We start from the raw sequence: 20,718 nt of genomic DNA on the forward strand, positions 1-20,718 counted from the left end.
GACGGGGTTCGGGAGACGCGAAGATGGATCCGCATCGCTGGCGGCTCGATGGCCAACTTGCACTGGTGACCGGCGGCAGCGCCGGGATTGGCCTGGCCGTGGCGCGTGAGCTGCTCGGTTTCGGCGCTACCGTGCTGGTGGTCGCGCGCAATGCCGATGCGCTGGAATCGGCGCGCGATGAACTGGCGGAAGAGTTTCCGTCGGGCGACATCCGCGCCATGGCCGGCGACGTCGCCGACGAGGAGCAGCGCCGCGAGATCCTCGACTGGGTGGAGGACCAGGGTGACGGGCTCAACATCCTGGTCAACAACGCCGGCGGCAACCTCACCCGCGCCGCGACCGACTACGCCGAGGACGAGTGGCGCGAGATCTTCGAGGTCAACCTGTTCAGTGCGTTCGAACTCTCGCGCTACGCGCACCCGCTGCTCACCCAGCATGCCGCGTCGAGCATCGTCAACGTCGGCAGTGTGTCCGGCGAAACCCACGTCCGCAGCGGCGCACCCTATGGCATGAGCAAGGCCGCGATGCACCAGATGACGCGCAACCTGGCCGTGGAGTGGGCCGAGGATGGCGTGCGCGTGAATGCGGTGGCGCCGTGGTACATCCGCACGCGGCGAACCTCCGGCAAGCTGTCCGATCCCGACTACCTCGACGACGTGCTGTTGCGCACGCCGATGGGACGCGTGGGCGAACCCGAGGAAGTGGCGGCCGCGGTCGCGTTCCTGTGCCTGCCCGCCGCGGCCTACATCACCGGCGAGTGCATCGCCGTGGATGGTGGTTTCCTGCGCTATGGCTTCTGATCGCGCCGCGCTGCGCGCGCCCTTGCTGGTGCGTTCGACCTCGCCATTGCACTGCCTGCTCGCGTTCGCCGCCGGGGCAGGCTTGCAGCAGGCATTGGGCCTGCCGTTGCCGCAGGGCGTGGCTCGCGAAGCGATGCAGGCCATCGGAACCGGGCTTGCCAATGCCGGACTGGTCCTGGTGCTGTGGTGCTTCGTGCTGTTCGCGCGTGCGCGTACCACGCTGCTGCCCGGCGATGCGCCTGCGCGGCTGATCCTGCACGGACCGTTCCGCTGGTCGCGCAACCCGATCTATGTCGGGATGCTCGCCAGCTACATCGGGCTCGCGCTCATGCTGGACGTGCCTTGGGCACTGGCGACCCTGGCCGTCCCGGTCCTGGTCCTGCAGCGCTCCATCGTGCCGTGGGAAGAGGGTCGGTTGCACGCGCGATTCCCCCGCGAGTACGCCGACTACGCGCGTCGCGTGCGACGCTGGCTGTGAACCGGGGGCAGGCGTCGCCTGCGTCCGCGTTCAATCGCCCGCCGGTAGCGGATTCCCGGACTGCGGCACGCGCCGCACCTGCGACACGTCGTAGCCGAGTTCGCCGATGCGGCGGATCGCGGCGTCGTACTGTGCGTCGCTGACCGTGGGCGTGCGCGCCATGAACCAGACGTAGTCGCGCTTGCTGCGGCCGACGATGGTGCGCTGGTAATCGGCATCCAGGTCGACGATCACGTACTCGGCCTGGATCGGCCAGAAGAACTGCATTCCCCAGACCGCGCCATTGGTGCCCTCGCGCACGGTGCCGATCGGGTGCATGGTCTCCACCGGCGCATCGAAGCTCTCCTTGCGGAAGCGGAAGGTGGTCTGGATGCGGCCGTCGTCGCGCAGCGCGTAGGTTTCCACCGCGTCGTGGGCGGTGCGCTCGGGTCGGGTGGGGATGTGCGCGATCACGTACCAGTCGCCCATGAAACGCGGGATGTCCACTCCGGCGACGGGCGGGATGGTCGGCGGACGCGATGCGCAGGCAACCAGCAGCGCAACGGCCAGGCCGGTGATGATCCAACGGTGTGCGGTCATGGCAGGGTCTCCGGTTGGGGGCGGCGGTCGAACAGGTAGTGGGCGACGCCCCATTCCTGGCCGTCGCGGTAGCCGAACAGTTCCGCGCACGCCATCCAGAACATGCGCCAGCGCTGGAACCACAGCGATGCGGCCTGCGCGCCGTAGGCCTCGCGCAGGACGGCCATGCAGGCTTCGCGGTTCTGGTCCTGGTTCCGCAGCCAGTCGTTGGCGGTGTTGCGGTAATGGGTGCCGTCGAGCAGCCAGCGCCGCGACAGCAGCAGCTCGTCCTGGAAATGCAGCAGGGTATCCGCGGCGGGCATCAGGCCGCCGGTAAAGAAGTGCCGGCCCATCCAGTTGTCCTCGCCCTCGGTTTCGTATGGATACATCAGCGTGCGGTGCACGAAGATGTGCACGAACAGCTTGCCGCCGGGGCGCAGGCTCGCGGCGATGCGCGACATCAGCGTGCCGTAGTTGCGCATGTGCTCGAACATCTCGATCGAGATGCAGCGGTCGAACGCGTCGCGCGGTAGTTCGACGTGGTTGACGTCACCGGTGATGATGGTGATGTTGCGCAGGCCGCGCGCCTCGGCTTCGGCCTGGATGTGCTCGCGCTGGCCACGTGAGTTGGACACGGCGGTGATCCTCGCGTTGGGATAACGCTCGGCCATCCACAGCGTCAGCGAACCCCAGCCGCAGCCCAGCTCGAGGATGTCCTGGCCGTCTGCCAGCTGCGCGCGCTCGCCGTACAGCGCCAGCATCGCCTCTTCGGCGGCATCCAGCGATTCGTTGCCGGTGGGGTAGTACGCGCTGCTGTACTTCAGGCGCCGGCCCAGGCAGAGGCGGAAGAACGCCGGCGGCACTTCGTAGTGCTGACGGTTGGCGGCATCCACGTGCAGCGCGACCGGGCTGCGGCGCAGTTCGTCGATCAAGGCCGCATAGCGCGCCGACTGGGCCTCGAGGCCGCCGCCCTGCTCCTCGCGCAGGCGCTGCGCGCACAGCCTGCGCATGCCGAGGCGCAGCAGCGCGTCGGGCAACAGGCCGCGTTCGGCCAAGCCCGCCAGGCCGGAGGCATAGTCGAGCGGGGCAGCGTGCAGGTGTCCGGTATGGGTGCTCACGATGTGCGCTCCTTCGCGCCGGGCGCGTCGTCTACGGAGGGGAACCACGGGAACAGCATCGGCGTGGTGCGCTGGTACTGGCGATAGTCCTCGCCACGGGTGCGCAGTGCCTGCTGCTCGGTGAAGGGGATGCCGCTCACCCAGCGCAGGAACACGAACATCACCACCGGGCCGGCCAGCGCCAGCCACCACAGCGGCGACCCGATCGCCAGCAGCACGTAGGCGAACCAATGCAACCATTCAAAGAAATAGTTGGGATGGCGCGAGTAGCGCCACAGGCCGTTCCGGCAGGTCTTGCCGCGGTTTTCCGGGCGTGCGCGGAAGCGGGCCAGCTGGCGGTCGGCGATGGCTTCGCCGCCCACGCTGCCCAGCCAGACCACGATGGCCGCGATCCACCAGCCGAGCCCGTCGTCGCGCGGATTGGCGGCCACGGCGACGAACGGCAGCGCGAACAGCACGACCAGCCCCGCCTGGAACTGGAAAAACCCGAAGATCTTGCCCTGGTGGCTGTTCCAGTGTGCGCGCAGGTACTGGTAGCGGCCATCCTCGGGCTCGCTGCGCACGCGCAGCCACAGGTGCGCGGCCAGGCGCAGGCCCCAGGTGGCGCCGAGCACCGCCAGCAGCACTCGCGGCGTGGTGGCGCCGTCGCCGAGGGCTGCCGCCACCAGCGCCGCGGCCGCCACGCAGGCCGACCACAACACATCGACGATGCCGATGTTGCGGTGGCGCTTCTGCCAGGCCCAGCCGAACGTCATTACCACCATCGACAGCGCGAGCACCGCGCCCAGGGTCAGCCATGTCGTACTCATGCGCCTGCCTCCACCGCATCCGTCGGACGCGTGATGCCTGGCGGGGCACGATAGCCCGGCCGCGCCATCAGCAGGTGCGACACGCCGATCGAGCGCTCGCGGAATCCGCCTTCGCAATAGGCGAGGTAGAACTCCCACAGCCGGATGAAGCGATCATCGAAGCCTTGCGCGCGCACCGCGGGCAGCTGCGCCAGGAAGCGATGCCGCCAGGCCTGCAGGGTCAGCGCATAGGACGCCCCGAAATCCTGCTGCGCCAACAGCTGCAGGTCGCTGGCCCGTGTCTTGGCCTGGACGATGGCCTCGATCGACGGGATGAAGCTGCCGGGGAACACGAAGCGCTTGATGTAGTCCACGCTGTCCAGCGCCTGCCGGTAGCGGTGGTCCTCGATGGTGATGGCCTGCAGCAGGGCGAGGCCGTCCGGCTTGAGCAGGCTGCCGATCTTGCCGAGGTAGGTTGGCAGGTACCGCGCACCCACGGCTTCGATCATTTCGATCGACACCAGCTTGTCGTACTGGCCGTCGAGGTCGCGGTAGTCCTGCAGCAACAGGGTCACGCGGTCCTGCAGCCCGGCTTCGGCCACGCGCTGCCGGGCCAGTGCGTGCTGCTCGCGCGAGATGGTGGTGGTGGTGACATGGCAGCCATGGCGCCGCGCCGCGTGCAGTGCAAAGCCGCCCCAGCCGGTGCCGATCTCGACCACGCGGTCGCCGGGCTGCAGGTCGAGCCATGCGCAGATGCGGTCCAGCTTGCGGGTCGAGGCCGTCTCCAGCGTGTCGTCGGCCTGTTCGAACAGCGCCGAGGAGTACATCAGGTCACGGGACAGGAACAAGGCGAAGAACGCATTGCCCAGGTCGTAGTGGGCCGCGATGTTGCGGCGGCTGCCGGTGCGCGTGTTGCGCCGCGCCGCATGCCACAGACGCAGTGCCATGCCGCCGGCACGCGAGATCCCGCCTTCCATCGCGTCGAGCAGGTCGCGGTTGCGCACCAGCAGCTGCACCAGCGCGACCAGGTCGCTGCAGCGCCAATAGCCTTCGATGTAGGCCTCGCCCGCGCCGACGCTGCCACTGGCCGCGGCCAGCCGGTAGAAGCGCATGTCGTCCACGACCACATCGACGCGCTGCGGGGCATGCGCGTCGCCGACGACCGTGGTGCCGCAGGCGTCGGACAGCACGACGGCGCCGCCGCGCAGTCCGGAAAGCGTATCGACCAGGCGTCGGCGCAACAGCTTGTCCAGCGCGGTGGGTGCCGCCGTGGGCAGGGCATCGGCAATGCGGTTCATGCAGCGGTCCTGCGGGTGTCGTCGTGGTCGGGATGGTCGAAGACCGGGGTGCGCTTGAGCCACAGCCGCAACGCCTGCCAGTGGATGCCGGCCACCACCTGCAGCGTCATCAGCGGGTAGCGCGCCAGCACCATGGCCAGGCCGCGACTGTCCAGCGGCCTGCGCTCCATGGCGATGCCCGCATCGAATTGCAGGACATCCTCGCGCCAGACCTGCATGTGCACCCTCAGGTCGTCCCCGGGCGCGGTGAAGCGCCAGTCGTAGCGGCAATCCATTGGCAGGAAGGGCGAGACGTGGAAACGCTTGTCGAAATCCCAGTGCCAGGCGCGGCCCTGCATGCGCGCATCGGCGAGCGGCAGCACGTACTGGTGGCGTTCCTGCCACGGTGTGTTGGTGATTTCGGCGACGATGCTGTGCAGTCGGCCGCTGGCGTCATGGCAGTAATAGAAGCTGACCGGATTGAAGACGTGGCCGCCGTAGCGCAGGTGCGTCAACAAGCGCACCGGCCCGCCCGGGCGATGGCCGGTGGCGCGTTCCACGCAGTCACGCACTGCATCGGGAAGCGGCTGGTGCGCATCGCCGAGGTAGTCGCTGCGCCGGAATTCGGCGAGGTTGCGGCGGTCCGTCGACCACAGCCAGCGATCGCGGAACACATCGTCCACCTCGTCCAGGTCCAGCAGCAGCTGGGCAACGCCATACTCGAACGCATGCGCGCGCGGCAGGTGCCGCTGGTGGCGTACGCGGCCGGTATAGATGGCGCTGGCGGTCATGCCGCCACTCCAGCCGGCGTGCCCGCCGGTGCCGGATGCGCGCGCGTCGCCTCGAATGCGTCCACCATCTGGCGAGCGCTGCGGATGCCATCTTCGTGGAAGCCCCAGCCCCAATACGCGCCCGCGAACCAGGTATGGCGCTTGCCCTGGATCTCGTGGCGCCGTGCCTGCGCGCGCGCGGCGGCGTGGTCGTGCACGGGATGCGCGTAATGCATCGTGCGCAGGATGCTGGCGGGGCGGATGGCATCGGTCCGGTTGAGCGTGACCACCAACGGCTCCGCGCAGTCGATGCCCTGCAGCAGGTTCATGCAGTAGCTGACGGTGCACGCGGAGGTGGGCGATGCCGGGACGTGCGCATTCCACGCCGCCCAGGCCTTGCGCCGGCGCGGCAGCAGCCGCACGTCGGTGTGCAGCACGACTTCGTTGGACTGGTAGCGGATCGCGCCGAGGACATCGCGTTCGCACGCGTCGGCGTCGTGCAGCAGCGCCAGCGCATCGTCGCTGTGGCAGGCCAGCACCACGTCGTCGAAGTGCTCGTGTCCCGCGGGGCTGTCGAGCACCACGCCCCCTGCCTGGCGACGGACCGCGTGGACCGGATGCCCGGTGCGGACCCGTACCTTCCAGCGTGCCTGCAGTGCGTCGATGTAGCGCGAAGAGCCACCGCGCACCACGCGCCAGGGCGCGCGGCCCCGCAGCTGCAGCATCTGGTGGTTGGCCATGAACTGCACGAGGTAGCGCGCCGGGAAATCCAGCACGTTCGCCACCGGCGAGGACCACAACGCGCAGGCCATGGGCACCAGGTGGGCCTCGATGAACAGCGGTCCGTATCCGTCCTGTGCGAGGTACTCGCCAAGCGTCGGGCCGGGATCGTCGCTTGCCAGCAGCGCGGGCGCTTCGCGATAGAAGCGGCGCAGGTCCAGCAGCATCCGCCAGAACGCGGGCGAGACCAGGTTGCGGCGCTGGCAGAACAGGGCGTCGAGCGAAGTGGCGTTGTATTCCAGCCCGCTGGCCTCGTCGTGCACCGAGAAGCTCATCGTGGTCGGCTGGCTGTCCACGCCCAGTTCGTCGAACAGCGCGGACAGCAGCGGGTAGTGCGTGCGATTGAAGACGATGAAGCCGGTGTCGACCGCGTACTGCCGGCCCCCGAGATCGATATCGTGCGTGTGGGTGTGGCCACCGAGACGGTAGCTGCGCTCGAACAGCGTGACCTCGTGGCGCTGCGACAGCCACCACGCGCTCGCCAGCCCGGCGATGCCCGACCCCACCACGGCGATGCGCCGCCTCACCTGCGCGCTCGCTCGCGCGCGTGCGCATGCACCCAGGCCGGGACCGGTTTGAGGTCGTGCACCAGGCCGAGCGCCGCCATCGCGCGCAGCCCGTACCAGGTCAGGTCGAGTTCCCACCAGCGGAAGCCCTGCCGCGCCGAGCCCGGGAAGAAGTGGTGGTTGTTGTGCCAGCCCTCGCCGAAGGTGATCAGCGCCAGCCAGCCATTGTTGCGGCTGTCGTCGCGGGTCTCGAAGCGGCGCGTGCCGAAGCGATGCGCCAGCGAGTTGATCGTGACCGTGGCGTGGAACAGCACCACGGTCGACACGAAGAAGCCCCACACCAGCAGCTGCGGGCCGGTGGTGCCGAGCGCGGGCGCCCAGCGTTCCAGCGCCACGCCCAGCAAGTAAAGCGCCACCGCCAGTGCGACTGGCACCACCGTGTCGAATCGATCCAGCCAGCGCAACTCCGGGTACCTGGCAAGGTCCGGGATGCGGCTCCAGTCGGTGTGGAACCCGGCGCGGGTCAGGAACCAGCCCGCGTGGCTGCGCCAGAAGCCGTGCCGCGGCGAGTGCGGGTCCTGCGGCAGGTCGGCATGGCGATGGTGGTTGCGATGTTGCGCTGCCCACCACAGCGGCCCGCGCTGCACGCTGGCCGCGCCGATCAGGGCGAACACGAACTGCAGCGCGCGAGAGGTGCGGAAGGTGCGATGCGAGAAGTAGCGGTGGTAGAAACCGGTGATCGCGAACATCCGCACCGCATACAGCGCGACCGCGACACCCATGGCAAACCACGACACGCCCACCCAGAGCACGCCGAGGCAGGCGAGGTGCATGCCCAGGAACGGCAGCGCGCGCACCCAGTCGATGCGATCGTCTGCAACGCTGGCGGCATGGCCTCGCGATGCATCGCCTGCATCGGAGGTATCGAACCAGCGCCGCAGCGCAGACGCCCGTCCAGGGCGGTTGGCGGCGTCATCGTGTGCTGCCTGGTCGCGAGGCTCCAAGTGCAATCCCTGGTCGTACGGCTGCACATGCATACGCACGTAGTCGTCATGCGGATGCAGTCGCGCGCGATAACGCCCGGTCTGCTCAGTTTCGTGCGCAACGCGTGAAACGGAAGCCGGGTGCGCGCCGCGAGCGTGGCTGCGACATGGGGCAGGTGTCTGCCCGCAAGCGCTCGTGCACGGCGATGCGCGAATGGCTGTGCGACGCACGCCGCGCTTCAGAGCTTGAACAGCGGCTGCAGCTTGCGTGCGATCCAGCCGCGGAACTCCAGCGGTGCGTCCAGTGCAGACACGCAGATGCAGGCCGTGCCCGGCGTAGTCACGGGCTGGTGCTCGATGTCGCTGTCGAGGTCGGCCACGTCGCCCGGGGCGAAATGGCCCAACGCATCGTCGTAGGCGCCCTGCAGGATCTGGGTGACCTCGGATGCGCCGTGGCTGTGCAGCGGCATGCTCTTGCCAGGTGCGATCTTGAGCAACAGCAGGTTGGCGCTTTGCGGTGAGCGGATGCAGTGGACACCCGGCGACATCCAGCGCCAGCGCAGCGCGCGATACGACGTGCCGAAGTAGGGATGCAGCGGTGCGGGCAACCGGTCGGGGTCGTGGCGGTCCACGTCCACGACTGGCGGTGCCGCCCGCGCCGGAACATCGGTGGCACTATCGAGTCGCGCCAGCATGCGCTCGCGGAGTTGCGCTGCATTCGGCAGTCGCGCCGCCGCCGGTTGCTGGTGCTCGACCAGCGCTCCGCCGATGCGTTCGGCGTCCGCGATCCGTTTGCGGCAGGTGGCGCAGCCGTCGAGATGGGTGGCCACCACCACGTTTACCTCGGGCGGCAGCGCACCCGCGGCGAAACTCACCAGGGTGGAGGGGTCGAGATGATGCCGGGGACTCATGGCCGGCCCTCGATCTCGTCCTGCAGCTTGAGGAACGCACGGCGCAGGTGCGACTTCACCGTACCCAGCGGCATGTCGAGCTCGGCGGCGATCTCCTGGTGGCTCTTGGACTCGAAGTACGACATGCGGATCAACCTGGCCTGCACCGTCGACAGCGCATCGATGCGGCGCTTGAGCTGGGCCTGGTCCACGTAGGACTCGGCCGACGACGGGATCGCCATGCCGTCCTCGGCCGCGGCGACCGCCAGCGCATCCTGCGCTTGCATCCAGCCCGGCTCGCGCCGCACCCGGTCGATGTACAGGTTACGGGCGATGCGGAACAACCAGGTGGACAGGCTGCTGCGCGCAGGGTCGTACAGGTCGGCGCGCAGCCAAAGTTTCAGCAAGGCTTCCTGCGCCAGTTCTTCCGCCACCGCCGGCGTGGTGCCCAGCCCGCGCAGGTACAGGCACGCGCGCGGCATGAAGTGATCGTAGATCCGCATGAAGCTGTCGCGGTCGCGACGCCGCGACACCGCCTCCATTTCGCTGGACCAGTCGCGGGACTCGCGCAGGGGTTGCACGATGCTGGCCACGATGCGGCTCGCCTCGAAGGGCGATGCGGTCCTGTCTGCGGGGCGGGCATTCATCGTAGGCGAAACGGATGTGGGCGTGGTGTGTACACGGCGTGCATACGCGCGGCAGGGACGATTGGATGCAGCAGGCGGGCCGGCGCGCTGGCGGGCTGGCATGTCCATTCACCGTCCGGCGCCCCGGATCTGGGATCATCCCCGTTCCCGATCCGGATCATGTCGATGGAAACCCAGGAACTCCACCGCGGCCGCCTGATCGACCACCTGCACCTGGTGGTCGCTGACCTCGAAGCCAGTCATGCGTTCTATTCGGCGGTACTCGACGCCTTGGGCGTGCCCGTGGGAGGCCGCGGCGAGGACTGGTTCTGGGCCGATGAGCTGTTCGTCTCCAGTGCCGACAGCCAGGCCGCACAGGGCACGTTGACGGGGCGCCAGCACTTCGCCTTCCAGGCCGACAATCGCGAGCGGGTGCAGGCCTTCCATGCCGCGGCACTGGCCGCAGGCGGCCGCGACAACGGCCCGCCCGGCGAGCGCCCCTACCATCCGGGCTACTACGCCGCCTTCGTGCTGGACCCGGACGGCAACAACGTCGAGGCGGTCTACCACGGACCGGCCAGACGCAGTGCGGCCTCGGTGCACATCACCTTCGACGACTGAGGGCCCGCGCGCCCGGCGCTCGTCCTGCCTCGACCATGCTCGCGCGATCGATCAGGGCGGCAGCGCGCAGCTCGAGTCGGTGAGGATGCGCGTCACCCGCGCGAACTCTTCCTGCAGTGGCTGGCGTTCGTTGCCGCGGGCGTGGCGCCAGCTGGACTCGATCTCGCGCTGGCGGCGCTTCCAGCCGTCGCAGGCCGCCCGGTCCCCCACGCGTGCGCAGCGGTCGTACTTCATCTCGCAGGCCTCGCCGACACCGCGGGTATCCAGGCGGACGCAGCGCGGCTTCGGTGCCGGGTCCTCGCTGACGTAGCTGTCGTTGTCCCAGGTTTCGCACTGGTAGATCGGCGGCGGTGGCAGGCGCGCATTGTCGGCGATGCGCGCGGCAGCGGGCAGCTGCGGGCGTTCCGGACCGGCGATGGATTCGTCCGAGGGACCGGCGACCTGTACGAAGTCCGCCAGCGGGGGCGGCGCGAGTATGGTCTGGACCGGCGCCGCGGCGGGCGGCGGAGGCGGCATCGACGGCAGCGCCTCGACGCGGCGGATTTCCTGCCGGCTGCCGGCCGGGCAGGGCGTGTCGTTCTGGATGCTCACCGCACCGCTGGCATCGGTGCAGCGGTAGATCACCGGCGCCTGCGCATGCAGCAGGGCAAGGCCGCCGGTCACCGCGAGGGCGAGGGTGGCGGCGAGGGTGCAGGCAAGCATGCGTGTGGGTGTCATCGACAGTCCGAATCCAGGCGTGCGTTGATGCCGCGTTCCTCGACGCGCAGCGTGCTGCGTTCGGTTTCCTGCGCGTTGAAGAAGCGGCGGCGAATCTCGTCGCGACGGTCGCGCAGCCGCGCGCACACCTCCGCGGGTGGCAAGGCATGGCAGGTGTCCTGCACCCAGGTGCCGGGCGTGCCGACCGGATACGCCGGCGGTCGCGGACCGGGTCGCGGCGGTCCCGCCGTTGGCGGCGGCGCCGTGGGGGTTGGCGCGCCGACGTAGCCGCCCAGCGGGCGGTTGGCGTGGTATTGCGCCAGTGCGTTGGTGGCAGTACCGGAGGGGCCGGGCGCGGGACGGCCATGGCCGCGATAACCCAGCGTCCACAGCGGCACCCAGCGCGGGCGGCCGTCGGCGGTGTCGCTGGTGTAACGCGATCCGTCGGGTGCGATGCACTCGTACATCGGCTGCGGCGGGCGCAGCATCACCAGTTGCGGCGCTGGCGCTGGCGGCGCTGCCGACGCAGCAGGCTGCACGACGGGGCGCGGCCGTTCCGGCGCATCCTGCGGGCGCTGCATGGTGCGCGCTTCCCCGGACGAGCCGGCCGGGCAGGGCACGTCGCCAAGCGTCACGTGGCCCTTGCCATCGACGCAGCGATACACCGTGACCTCGCCCGCCTGCCGCGCCTGCGCATGACCGGCTGCCAGCAGCAGGCCTGCAAGGGCGGTGGCGAGGGTCGGGAGGGTGCGCATGCCGCCATCTTCGGCGCGATGGTGCGGCAGGGAAAGTCCGGCATCGCGCCGGCGTTCACGAACGGTACGCCTGAATGCGGCCTCAGGCCGGCTGCAGCCGGGCCTCGATGGCACGGGCACCGCGCAGCAGGCGCGCGATGCTGGCGGCGGCATCGCGGCCTTCCTGCACGGCGGTGACCACCAGGTCCGCGCCGCGCACGCAGTCGCCGCCAGCGAACAGCCGCTCGTGCGTGGTCTGGTACGGCAAGCGGCCCTGCCCACCGACCACCAGGCGGCCATTCTCCTGCGCGTCGACGCCTGCCGAAGCCAGCCAGTCCGGCACCCGCGGCGAGAAGCCGAAGGCGATGATCACCACGTCCGCGTCGATCACCGATTCGCTGCCGGCCACCGGTTCCGCACGGCGACGGCCGTTCGCATCCGGCGCGCCCAACCGCGTCTGCACCACGCGCACGCCGCTGGCGCGGCTGCCGTCGCGGCTTTCGATGGCCAGCGGCTGGCGGTTGAACAGGAAGCGCACGCCTTCCTCGCGGGCATTGGCCACTTCGCGCGCGGAACCGGGCATGTTGGCCTCGTCGCGGCGATAGGCGCAGGTGACGCTGGCCGCGCCCAGCCGCACGGCGGAACGCACGCAGTCCATGCCCGTATCGCCGCCGCCCAGCACCACCACGCGCTTGCCCCGCAGCGAAGGCAGCGCCAGCTTGTCTTCCCACCCGGCGATCGGCCGGCCCCACGGGTCCTCGCCGGTGACGATGCGGCCGTTCTGCACCAGGAACGGCAGCGCCGGCAGCACGCCATGCAGGTCCTGCCCGGGCAGCCCGCCATCGGTATAGCGATACGCGCCCAGCCCCAGGAACACTGCATCGAAATCGTGCAGCAGTGCGTCCAGCGATACATCGCGTCCCACTTCCACGCCGAGCCGGAACTCCACGCCCATTCCGGCCAGCACCGCGTGCCGCGTTGCGATCACCGCCTTGTCGAGCTTGAAGCTGGGAATGCCGAACTGCATCAGCCCGCCGATCCGCTCGTAGCGGTCGAACACGGTGGCGGCAATGCCGCTGCGCGCCAGCCGGTCCGCGCAGGCCAGCCCGGCGGGGCCTGCACCGACGACCGCGACGCGCTTGCCGGTGGCGCGGACCTTCGACAGGTCCGGCCGCCAGCCCTGCGCGAACGCGGTATCGACGATGTACTTCTCGACCGCGCCGATGGTGACCGCGCCGAACCCGTCCTCCAGCGTGCAGGCGCCCTCGCACAGGCGGTCCTGCGGGCACACGCGGCCGCACATCTCCGGCAGCGGGTTGGTCTGGTGGCACAGTTCGGCCGCTTCCAGGATGCGGCCTTCCTCCACCAGCTTCAGCCAGTTGGGGATGTAGTTGTGCACCGGGCACTTGGCTTCGCAGTACGGGTTGCCGCAATCGAGGCAACGCCCGGCCTGGTGCGCCGCCTCGGGCTGGCCGAAGCGGCCATAGAGTTCGTTCCAGTCGCCCGCGGTGCGCTCGACCAGCGGCACTTTCACCGGCATTTCGCGCGGCGCGTCGAGGAACTGGAAGGCGTTCTTCTTGCCCATCAGTGGATGCTCCTCTCCTTCCCCCGCATGCGGGGGAAGGTCGGGATGGGGGTGTTTCCGGCAAGCATGGTCGCATCGGCCTGCCCCCACCCCAACCCTCCCCCGCGGGCGGGGGAGGGGGCTATGGCCGCGCGTGCGATGCAGTCATCCATCACGCCGCCCGCCGCAATTCGTTGGCCAAGGCCTCGAGGCTCGCGGCCTTCGGCTTGACCAGCCAGAACTTGCCCAGGAAATCGCGGATGTCGTCGAGGATGCGCGCGCTCCAGGCGCTGCCGGTCAGGCGCGCGTGCGTGGCCAGCAGGTCGCTCAGGTGCTGGCGGTAGTTGTCGAAGCTTTCCGGCGAGATGCGCACGATGTCGATCAGCTCGTGGTTGTAGCGGTCGACGAAATCGCGGTCCAGGTCGAGCACGTAGGCCATGCCGCCGGTGAAACCCGCGCCGAAGTTCAGGCCGGTGCGGCCCAGCACCGCGACCACGCCGCCGGTCATGTATTCGCAGCAGTGGTCGCCCGCGCCTTCGATCACCGCGGTGGCGCCGGAGTTGCGCACCGCGAAACGCTCGCCCGCGCGGCCAGCCGCATGCAACTCGCCGCCGGTGGCGCCGTACAGGCAGGTGTTGCCGAGGATCGGTGCGTCCTGCGATGCGAACGTGCTCGCGGCCGGCGGCCTGATCACGATGCAGCCGCCGGCCATGCCCTTGCCGACGTAGTCGTTGGCCTCGCCCTCCAGCTGCAGGTGCAGGCCGCCCGCGTTGAACGCGCCGAAGCTCTGCCCCGCACTACCGGACAAGCGCAGCGTGACCGGGCGATCCGCCATGCCGGTATTGCCGTGGTGGCGCGCGACCAGCCCCGACAGTCGCGTACCGATGCTGCGATCGGTATTGCGGATGGTGCCGGTGAACGCGCCGCCTTCACCGCGTTCGATGGCCTGCGACAAGGCTGTATCGAGTTGTGCGGCAAGGCCGTCGCGCGGAGGCTGCAGCGCGGGCGTGCCGCAGTACGCCGCAGGTTGCGACGGGTCGCGCTGCAGCAGCTTCGACAGGTCGATGCGCACCGCATCGCGCGGGTTGTCGATGGTTTGCTGCAGCAGGTCGGTGCGGCCGATGATCTCGTCAAGCGAACGCGCACCCAGCGATGCCAGCAGTTCGCGCACGTCCTCGGCGATGTTGCGGAAGAACGTCTCGACGCGTTCGGGAAGTCCCTTGAAATGGTTCGCGCGCAGGCGGTCGTCCTGCGTGGCCACGCCGGTCGCGCAATTGTTGAGGTGGCAGATGCGCAGGTACTTGCAGCCCAGCACGATCATCGGCGCGGTGCCGAAGCCGAACGTGTCGGCGCCCAGCAGCGCCGCCTTCACCACATCCAGTCCGGTCTTCAGGCCACCGTCGGTCTGCAGCAGCACCTTGTCGCGCATTTCGTTGAACTGCAGCGCCTGCCGCGCTTCCGACAGGCCCAGTTCCCACGGCACGCCGGCGTAGCGGATCGAGCCGAGCGGGCTGGCGCCGGTGCCGCCATCGTGGCCGGAGATGGTGATGAGGTCCGCGCCGGCTTTCACCACGCCCGCGGCAATCGTGCCCACGCCCGCGTGCGACACCAGCTTCACCGAGATCAGCGCCTGCGGATTGACCTGGCGCAGGTCGTAGATCAGTTGCGCCAGGTCTTCGATGGAATAGATGTCGTGGTGCGGTGGCGGCGAGATCAGGCCGATGCCGGGCTTGGCGTAGCGCAGGCGCGCGATCAGTGCATTGACCTTGCTGCCCGGCAGCTGGCCGCCCTCGCCGGGCTTGGCGCCCTGCGCCACCTTGATCTGCAGCACCTCGGCATTGATCAGGTATTCCGGCGTCACCCCGAAACGTCCCGACGCGATCTGCTTGATCTTGCTGCGCCGGTCGGTGCCGTAGCGTGCGGGGTCTTCGCCGCCTTCACCGGAATTGCTGCGGCCGCCGAGCCGGTTCATGGCGATGGCGAGCGCTTCGTGCGCCTCCGGCGACAGCGCGCCGAGGCTCATCGCCGCGCTGTCGAAGCGCCTGACGATCGACGACACCGGCTCGACCTCGTCCACGGGAATCGCCGCTCCGAGTGGTTTGTGTTGCAGCAGGTCTCGCAATGCGGCGGCCGGGCGCTGGTTCACATGGTCGGCATAGATTTTCCAGTCCGCGCGCTCGCCGCTCAGCACCGCGCGTTGCAACGATTGCACCACGTCAGGGTTGTACTGGTGGTACTCGCCACCGTGCACGTAGCGCAGCAGGCCGCCGGGTTCGGGCAGCGCGTTCTCGTCCTCGGCGTGGTCGGCGAGCTGGCGCGCGTCGGCCTCCAAGCGTTCGAAGCCGAAGCCGCCGATGCGCGACGGCGTGCCGTCGAAGCACTTCGCCACCACGTCGTCGTCCAGGCCGACGATCTCGAACAGCTGCGCGCCGCGGTAACTGGCGATGCTGCCGATGCCCATCTTCGACAGGATCTTCAGCAGGCCCTTCTTGACCCCGCGCCGGTAGCTGCGCCCGATCTGCAACGGCTCGTTGCTAGTCTTGCCGCCCAGCAGGTTGCGGCGACCCAGCGCGTGCAGCGTCTGGTAGGCGAGGTACGGGTACACCGCGGTCGCGCCATAACCGATCAGGCAGGCGAAATGGTGCGGGTCGCGCGCGGTGCCGGTTTCGACCAGCAGGTTCACGTCGCAGCGCAGGCGCCTGTCGATCAGGCGCTGGTTGATCGCGCCGGTCGCGAGCAAGGCATGGATCGCGGAAGCACCCGGGCGCGGGTAGCGATCGGACAGCAGCAGGAGTTCCACGCCGTCGCGTGCCGCGTGTTCGGCCTCGTCGCAGATGCGGTCGATGGCATTCGCCAACGATTCGCCGGCATCGAAGTACAGGTCGATCAAGCGATTCGACGCCTGGAAGCGATCGCTCGCCAGCAGCTGCCGCAGCTTGCGTTGCGACAACACCGGCGAATTGAGCATGACGTGGTCGACGTTCCCGGGGCCGTCATGGAACAGGTTGCCTTCCTTGCCGATCTGGGTGGAGAGCGTCATCACGCACTCCTCGCGCAGGGGGTCGATCGGCGGGTTGGTGACCTGCGCGAAGGCCTGGCGGAAGCAGTCGTACAGCGGACGGATGCGCTGGCTCAGCACCGCCATCGGCACGTCGTCGCCCATCGAGCCGATGCCTTCCTGCTCGGTCTCGGCCAGCGGCCGCAGCACCGCCTCCTGCTCCTCGCGACTGAGCTGGAAGCGCTTCTGGAACGCCAGCAGCACGTCGGGCGGGAACGGCTCGGCGGCCAGCGCGGGATCGATCAGTTCGGTGTGCAGCCAGCTCAGTCCCTGCTTCAGCCACTGCTTGTACGGCGCGCGCGTGCGGTTGAGGTCGTCGATCGCTTCGTTGTCGAGCAACACCCCGCGCGCGAAGTCGACGGCGATCATCTCGCCCGGCCCGAGCTTGCCCTTCGCCTTCACCTGTTCGGATGGCAGGTCGAGCACGCCGGTTTCCGAGGCGATGACGAAGACGCCGTCGTTCGAGAGCGTCCAGCGCGCCGGGCGCAGGCCGTTGCGGTCGAGCGTGCACGCCGCGTGCCGGCCGTCGCACATCACCACGCCCGCGGGACCATCCCACGGCTCGGAGTTGATGGCGTAGTACTCGTAGAACGCGGCGAGGTCGGTGTCCTTGTACTCCAGCGACTGCGTGGCCGGCGGGATCAGGATGCGCATCGCCTTGGGGATGTCCATGCCGCCCAGCAGCAGCCACTCGAGCATGTTGTCCAGCGACTGCGAATCGGAACCGTGCATCGTCACCGGCGCGTCGAATTCGGTGATGTCCAGCAGCGGCGACGCCCAGGTGCCATGGCGGGCCTGCGCCCAGCGGCGGTTGCCTTCGATGCTGTTGATCTCGCCGTTGTGCGCCAGCCGCCGGAACGGATGCGCCAGCGGCCAGCGCGGCAGGGTATTGGTGGAGAAGCGTTGGTGGAACACCACGCAACGCGCCGAAAGCGCCGGATGCGACAGGTCCGGATAGAGCTGCCGCAAATGGCTGGGCAGCACCATGCCCTTGTAGCCGAGCAGCTGCGCCGACAGCGTGACCACGTAGAAGTCGGGGATGTCGCGCAGCTGTTGTTCGCTGCGACGGCGTGCGAGGAACAGCGCACGGTCGAACGCGTGCGCATCATTGCCGTCGCCTTCCACGAACACCTGTTCGATCCGCGGCATCGACGCCCGTGCCAGCTTGCCGCAGGCGGCATCATCGGTCGGCACCTCGCGCCAGCCGGCGACGCGCACGCCGACGCGGGTGAGTTCGTCGCGCAGCATCTCGCGACAGCGCGTCGCGGATGTCGCATCGTGCGGCAGGAACACGTTGCCGGCGGCGAACAGCCCGGCGTGCAGCGGAGCGCCGGCATCCCGTGCCATCGTGCGGATGAAGTCAGCGGCACCGTGCACCAGCACGCCACAGCCATCGCCCGACAGCCCGTCCGCGGCCACGCCGCCGCGATGCGCCATGCGCGACAGCGCTTCGAGCGCGGCATCGACGATCGCGCGCGAACCGTCGCCCTCGACCTGCGCGATCAGGCCGAATCCGCAACTGTCGTGTTCGCTCGCGGGGTCATGGAGGCCGCGATCCGGGCCGTGCCGCATCGTTCGAGGACCGTGTGGTGGTGGAGGGACACGCACCGGCAGGCGAGGGCGACCATCGCCTGCCGATATCGCTTCATCCGAATAGAACATATTTTGTGCGGTGCCACAACGGGCGCCACGCGCGGATTTCGTTGCACCCGAAACTTGTCGTGGCGATTGTCTGCTCGACGCCATGGTGGGTGCGTGCCGCGTCGGCGCGACGTGCGCTTGGCGGCGTGCCGTGCGGTGTCGCCAAGCAAGTTCAAGTGCCGGCTCAGCGCCGGGCAGCCCAATGGAAAACCCGCTGCGGTCCAATCCAATCCGAAGCCTTGCCACTTGATAAGCTCGGGGAAGCGGAAGAGGAAGGAAGACGCCATGGCAATGGCATGTCACAGGTTCTGGCTGTGTCTGCTGGGTTTGGGCCTGGTGGCCTGCGCCCCATCCACAGGGGCCCACAAGGAGGACGGCATGCGCGACGATGGAACCACGCAGGTGGTCACGAGCGGAGGCTTGCGATTCGACGATGCGCCGGTGGAGGCCCGCATCGGGCGGCATACCTACCGCATTCCAGCCCACTATTTCTACGACCAGATGGGGCCGACGTTCCAGGGCGACGTGAGCCTGCGCCTGCAATGGCCGGACCTGACGCCGATGCCGCCGGGCCGGACGCGAGAAAGCTCGTTCCTGGAACGGATGGCGGCGGTGAGCTATGCCATCTATTACGTGGACCGGCTGGATATCCGTGAATCCATGCGCCGGGGCTACTCCAATGCTGCCATGCCGAAGGATACGCTCGACTACCGGGATCCGGAAAATCGCCTGGACCTGCGCATTCCTCAGCCCGAGGCGATGGGGCTCATCCGCTACGACCTCGATCCTGTGTTGGACGCGGACTATGCCCGGGCGTGGGAAGCGGAAAACGGTCGTCCAGTCAAGATAAGACCGGGATGGCGCAAGGACTGGTACATCGCGCACGATGAAATGGGCGAGGTGGTGACCTTCATCAAGTGCGATACCGACGAGATAAGCGATGGGCTGATCGTTCGCGGACGTGAGCTACTCGACAACGAGAATCCGCAGGATCGACGGGTGGCGCGATGCGCACATTTTATGATCCTCCCGGAGGAACGCCTGAGCGTAAGGATCAGCTACGTGCGTGTGTTGTTGCCGGAATGGAATCGAATCGAAGGCGCGCTGAAGGATATTCTGGCGCGTACGCGCTTGGACTGACGGGGGACTGGCACCGTGAATGGATTGACGGAACGGGACCTGCGCATTCTTGGACGGTATGCAAAGGACGGCAATCGAGAGCTGTACTGGAACTACCTGGCGCATCAGCCCGGCAACGACGGGTACGCGCTGCTGGCACTGGGCGTGGTGCGGGACGACAACGTGCCGGGGCAGGTGGCCAACCGTTATGCCGCCGACTATGCGCGGGTGCAGCAGACCCGGCATGGATCGGAATTCCCGGATCGCCCGCGCATCAGCGAGCGCGAGTGGGATGCGTTCGGTGCCGACCTGATTCGCGAGGATCTGACGCGGCGAAAGGAACAGTTGGAACGCTATCGCCGCCCCGATCTGGCCCTGAACCTGCCCGTGCGCGACGTGCAGGAGTCGCACGATATTGCTTTCGATGCGCATCGCATCGACCCCAATGCCTGGACCCCACGCATCCTGCTGGAGGCGGCGCGCAGTCGCGATGGCGAGGCGGCGGCGGAGCGGATCTGGGGCGACCTGCTCAACAACGATCTGCGTGGGGTGGTGCGGGGCCGGGACACCCTTGCGCATGTCGGGCGCTACCTGGAGGGCTCGGACGGGCTGCGCTACGGGGCGGCGTTGGGGCTTGCGCGCCTGGGGGCGATTCCCGGTGGCTCGAACACCGATCCGGACGTGGTGCATCGTGCGCAAGGCGTGTGGACGCAACGCGATGCGCGCGACGGCAGTTGGCGCGATGTGTCGGCCGGGAGGCATGGCGTGTCCACATTGCAGGTCCGCGACCCCGTGCGGCTGGCCGAGCTGGATGACACCCGCGCCCTGCGCCTGGAGGTGCAGCAGCGTCGCACGCAGTTCCACTCGGATGACCCCCACCGCCAGATCGCGGCCAGCCCGCGGGTACTGGCCGACAACGGGCGGGACGAGGCCCCGGGCTTCCTGGTCGCAGCGTTGGCGCCCGAAGTCACCGATGACATCCGGGATGCCCGCCATGCCGGCAACGCCCAGTACCGGGCGGCGCTGGATCGGGTTGCGTTGTTCGAGTCTCAGCAGGGTATTCAGGGCGGCCCGTACCGCGAACAACTGGCCGCGTCGCTGGCGGTGGTGGGGAAGATCGAGAACATCGACTTCGGACGAACGTACCTGGCCAAAAGCCCGGATGGCGGTTTCGTGCTGGAGCAGCGAGCGCGTTACGGCTCCACCGAGCCGGATCAACGCATTCCGATCGATGCCGCCACCCTGTCCAACCTGCCGATCATGCAGTCTTCGCGGGAATGGGCGCGGCTGCAGTCGCCGCATTACGTTTCCGATGCGCCGGCCGCCACGCGGTCTGCCGAACAGATGCAGGCGCTGCAACGGCTGTCGGCGGGCGACCGCGAGATGTTCGAGCGCGTGCGCGCGGCTGTGCCGGCGCAGGTGGGCGACGACCATGTGTTGTCCGCGGTGCAGGGCGCGCGCGAAAACGGCATCCGCCGGGCCGAAGACATCGGGCGTGTGTGCATGGCGGGGGACCAGTTGTGTGTAGGTGGTTCGTTCACGGGAACCACACGGGTTGACGTGACCCAGCCGGTGCCGGACAGCCAGGCCACAGTCGATCGGCTGGCGCAACTGGAGCAGTCGCGGGAGCTGGTTGCGATGCAGCGACAGGAGCAAGCGCAACAGACGGGATTGGTGCGCTCAATGTAGCGTGTGCGAACACACGCGCGGG

18 protein-coding genes are annotated in these 20,718 nt (G+C 68.8%); 5 read left to right on the plus strand and 13 right to left on the minus strand.

What is annotated here, in order from left to right:
• Nucleotides 1-23 precede the first annotated feature (23 nt).
• Both E2F46_RS02950 and E2F46_RS02955 read left to right on the plus strand, forming a co-directional pair.
• Nucleotides 24-800 carry an SDR family oxidoreductase gene (locus E2F46_RS02950; protein WP_133320685.1) on the plus strand — a complete coding sequence of 259 codons (777 nt, stop codon included), beginning with the start codon at nt 24-26 and terminating at the stop codon, nt 798-800.
• A complete protein-coding gene (locus tag E2F46_RS02955; protein WP_243720283.1) occupies nt 790-1,278 on the plus strand; it encodes a methyltransferase family protein in 489 nt (162 codons plus the stop codon). Before E2F46_RS02950 ends, E2F46_RS02955 begins: the two co-directional genes overlap by 11 nt.
• 30 nt (nt 1,279-1,308) lie before the next feature.
• Here E2F46_RS02955 and E2F46_RS02960 read toward each other — a convergent pair whose 3' ends face one another.
• The 9 genes from E2F46_RS02960 to E2F46_RS03000 form a co-directional block, all read right to left on the minus strand.
• Nucleotides 1,309-1,857, minus strand: coding sequence for a lipocalin family protein (locus tag E2F46_RS02960; protein ID WP_133320687.1), 549 nt, complete (start codon nt 1,855-1,857; stop codon nt 1,309-1,311).
• On the minus strand, nt 1,854-2,933 hold the full coding sequence (locus tag E2F46_RS02965; protein ID WP_243720306.1) for an SAM-dependent methyltransferase: 1,080 nt from the start codon (nt 2,931-2,933) through the stop codon (nt 1,854-1,856). The genes E2F46_RS02960 and E2F46_RS02965 overlap by 4 nt, the downstream gene beginning before the upstream one ends.
• 17 nt (nt 2,934-2,950) lie before the next feature.
• On the minus strand, nt 2,951-3,763 hold the full coding sequence (locus E2F46_RS02970; RefSeq protein ID WP_207949504.1) for a DUF1295 domain-containing protein: 813 nt from the start codon (nt 3,761-3,763) through the stop codon (nt 2,951-2,953).
• The gene (locus E2F46_RS02975) at nt 3,760-5,040 is read right to left on the minus strand and encodes an SAM-dependent methyltransferase (protein WP_133320688.1); all 1,281 of its coding nucleotides are present in this window, start codon (nt 5,038-5,040) and stop codon (nt 3,760-3,762) included. Before E2F46_RS02975 ends, E2F46_RS02970 begins: the two co-directional genes overlap by 4 nt.
• Nucleotides 5,037-5,810: a DUF1365 domain-containing protein gene (locus E2F46_RS02980; RefSeq protein WP_133320689.1), complete on the minus strand. Its 774-nt coding sequence runs from the start codon at nt 5,808-5,810 to the stop codon at nt 5,037-5,039. Before E2F46_RS02980 ends, E2F46_RS02975 begins: the two co-directional genes overlap by 4 nt.
• Nucleotides 5,807-7,096 (minus strand): NAD(P)/FAD-dependent oxidoreductase, encoded by a 1,290-nt coding sequence (locus tag E2F46_RS02985; protein ID WP_207949505.1) that lies wholly within the window; start codon nt 7,094-7,096, stop codon nt 5,807-5,809. Before E2F46_RS02985 ends, E2F46_RS02980 begins: the two co-directional genes overlap by 4 nt.
• Nucleotides 7,093-8,016, minus strand: a complete 924-nt coding sequence (locus E2F46_RS02990; protein ID WP_243720307.1) for an acyl-CoA desaturase — start codon at nt 8,014-8,016, stop codon at nt 7,093-7,095. Before E2F46_RS02990 ends, E2F46_RS02985 begins: the two co-directional genes overlap by 4 nt.
• A 281-nt stretch (nt 8,017-8,297) precedes the next feature.
• A complete protein-coding gene (locus E2F46_RS02995; RefSeq protein WP_133320690.1) occupies nt 8,298-8,969 on the minus strand; it encodes a ChrR family anti-sigma-E factor in 672 nt (223 codons plus the stop codon).
• Complete coding sequence (locus tag E2F46_RS03000) at nt 8,966-9,595, minus strand: sigma-70 family RNA polymerase sigma factor (protein WP_133320691.1); 630 nt, start codon at nt 9,593-9,595, stop codon at nt 8,966-8,968. The genes E2F46_RS02995 and E2F46_RS03000 overlap by 4 nt, the downstream gene beginning before the upstream one ends.
• 165 nt (nt 9,596-9,760) lie before the next feature.
• Here E2F46_RS03000 and E2F46_RS03005 point away from each other — a divergent pair, with 165 nt between their 5' ends.
• Nucleotides 9,761-10,195 (plus strand): VOC family protein, encoded by a 435-nt coding sequence (locus E2F46_RS03005; RefSeq protein WP_133320954.1) that lies wholly within the window; start codon nt 9,761-9,763, stop codon nt 10,193-10,195.
• Nucleotides 10,196-10,246: 51 nt separating this feature from the next.
• Here E2F46_RS03005 and E2F46_RS03010 read toward each other — a convergent pair whose 3' ends face one another.
• The 4 genes from E2F46_RS03010 to gltB all read right to left on the minus strand — a co-directional run bounded on the left by E2F46_RS03010 (nt 10,247) and on the right by gltB (nt 17,819).
• Nucleotides 10,247-10,912, minus strand: a complete 666-nt coding sequence (locus tag E2F46_RS03010) for a DUF4124 domain-containing protein (protein WP_133320692.1) — start codon at nt 10,910-10,912, stop codon at nt 10,247-10,249.
• Entirely contained in the window at nt 10,909-11,646 is a 738-nt protein-coding gene (locus E2F46_RS03015; RefSeq protein WP_133320693.1) for a DUF4124 domain-containing protein, read from the minus strand. The genes E2F46_RS03010 and E2F46_RS03015 overlap by 4 nt, the downstream gene beginning before the upstream one ends.
• 82 nt (nt 11,647-11,728) lie before the next feature.
• Complete coding sequence (locus E2F46_RS03020; protein WP_133320694.1) at nt 11,729-13,210, minus strand: FAD-dependent oxidoreductase; 1,482 nt, start codon at nt 13,208-13,210, stop codon at nt 11,729-11,731.
• 151 nt (nt 13,211-13,361) lie between these two features.
• Nucleotides 13,362-17,819, minus strand: coding sequence for a glutamate synthase large subunit (gene gltB, locus E2F46_RS03025; protein ID WP_133320695.1), 4,458 nt, complete (start codon nt 17,817-17,819; stop codon nt 13,362-13,364).
• A 447-nt stretch (nt 17,820-18,266) separates the two neighbouring features.
• On the opposite strand from gltB, the gene E2F46_RS03030 reads away from it, so the two are divergent.
• Entirely contained in the window at nt 18,267-19,028 is a 762-nt protein-coding gene (locus E2F46_RS03030) for a hypothetical protein (RefSeq protein WP_133320696.1), read from the plus strand.
• Nucleotides 19,029-19,043: 15 nt separating this feature from the next.
• Nucleotides 19,044-20,696, plus strand: coding sequence for a hypothetical protein (locus E2F46_RS03035; RefSeq protein ID WP_133320697.1), 1,653 nt, complete (start codon nt 19,044-19,046; stop codon nt 20,694-20,696).
• Nucleotides 20,697-20,718: the final 22 nt, after the last annotated feature.

It is taken from the genome of Luteimonas aestuarii (genome assembly GCF_004357985.1).
In the GTDB taxonomy this organism is placed as follows: Bacteria; Pseudomonadota; Gammaproteobacteria; order Xanthomonadales; family Xanthomonadaceae; genus Luteimonas; species Luteimonas aestuarii.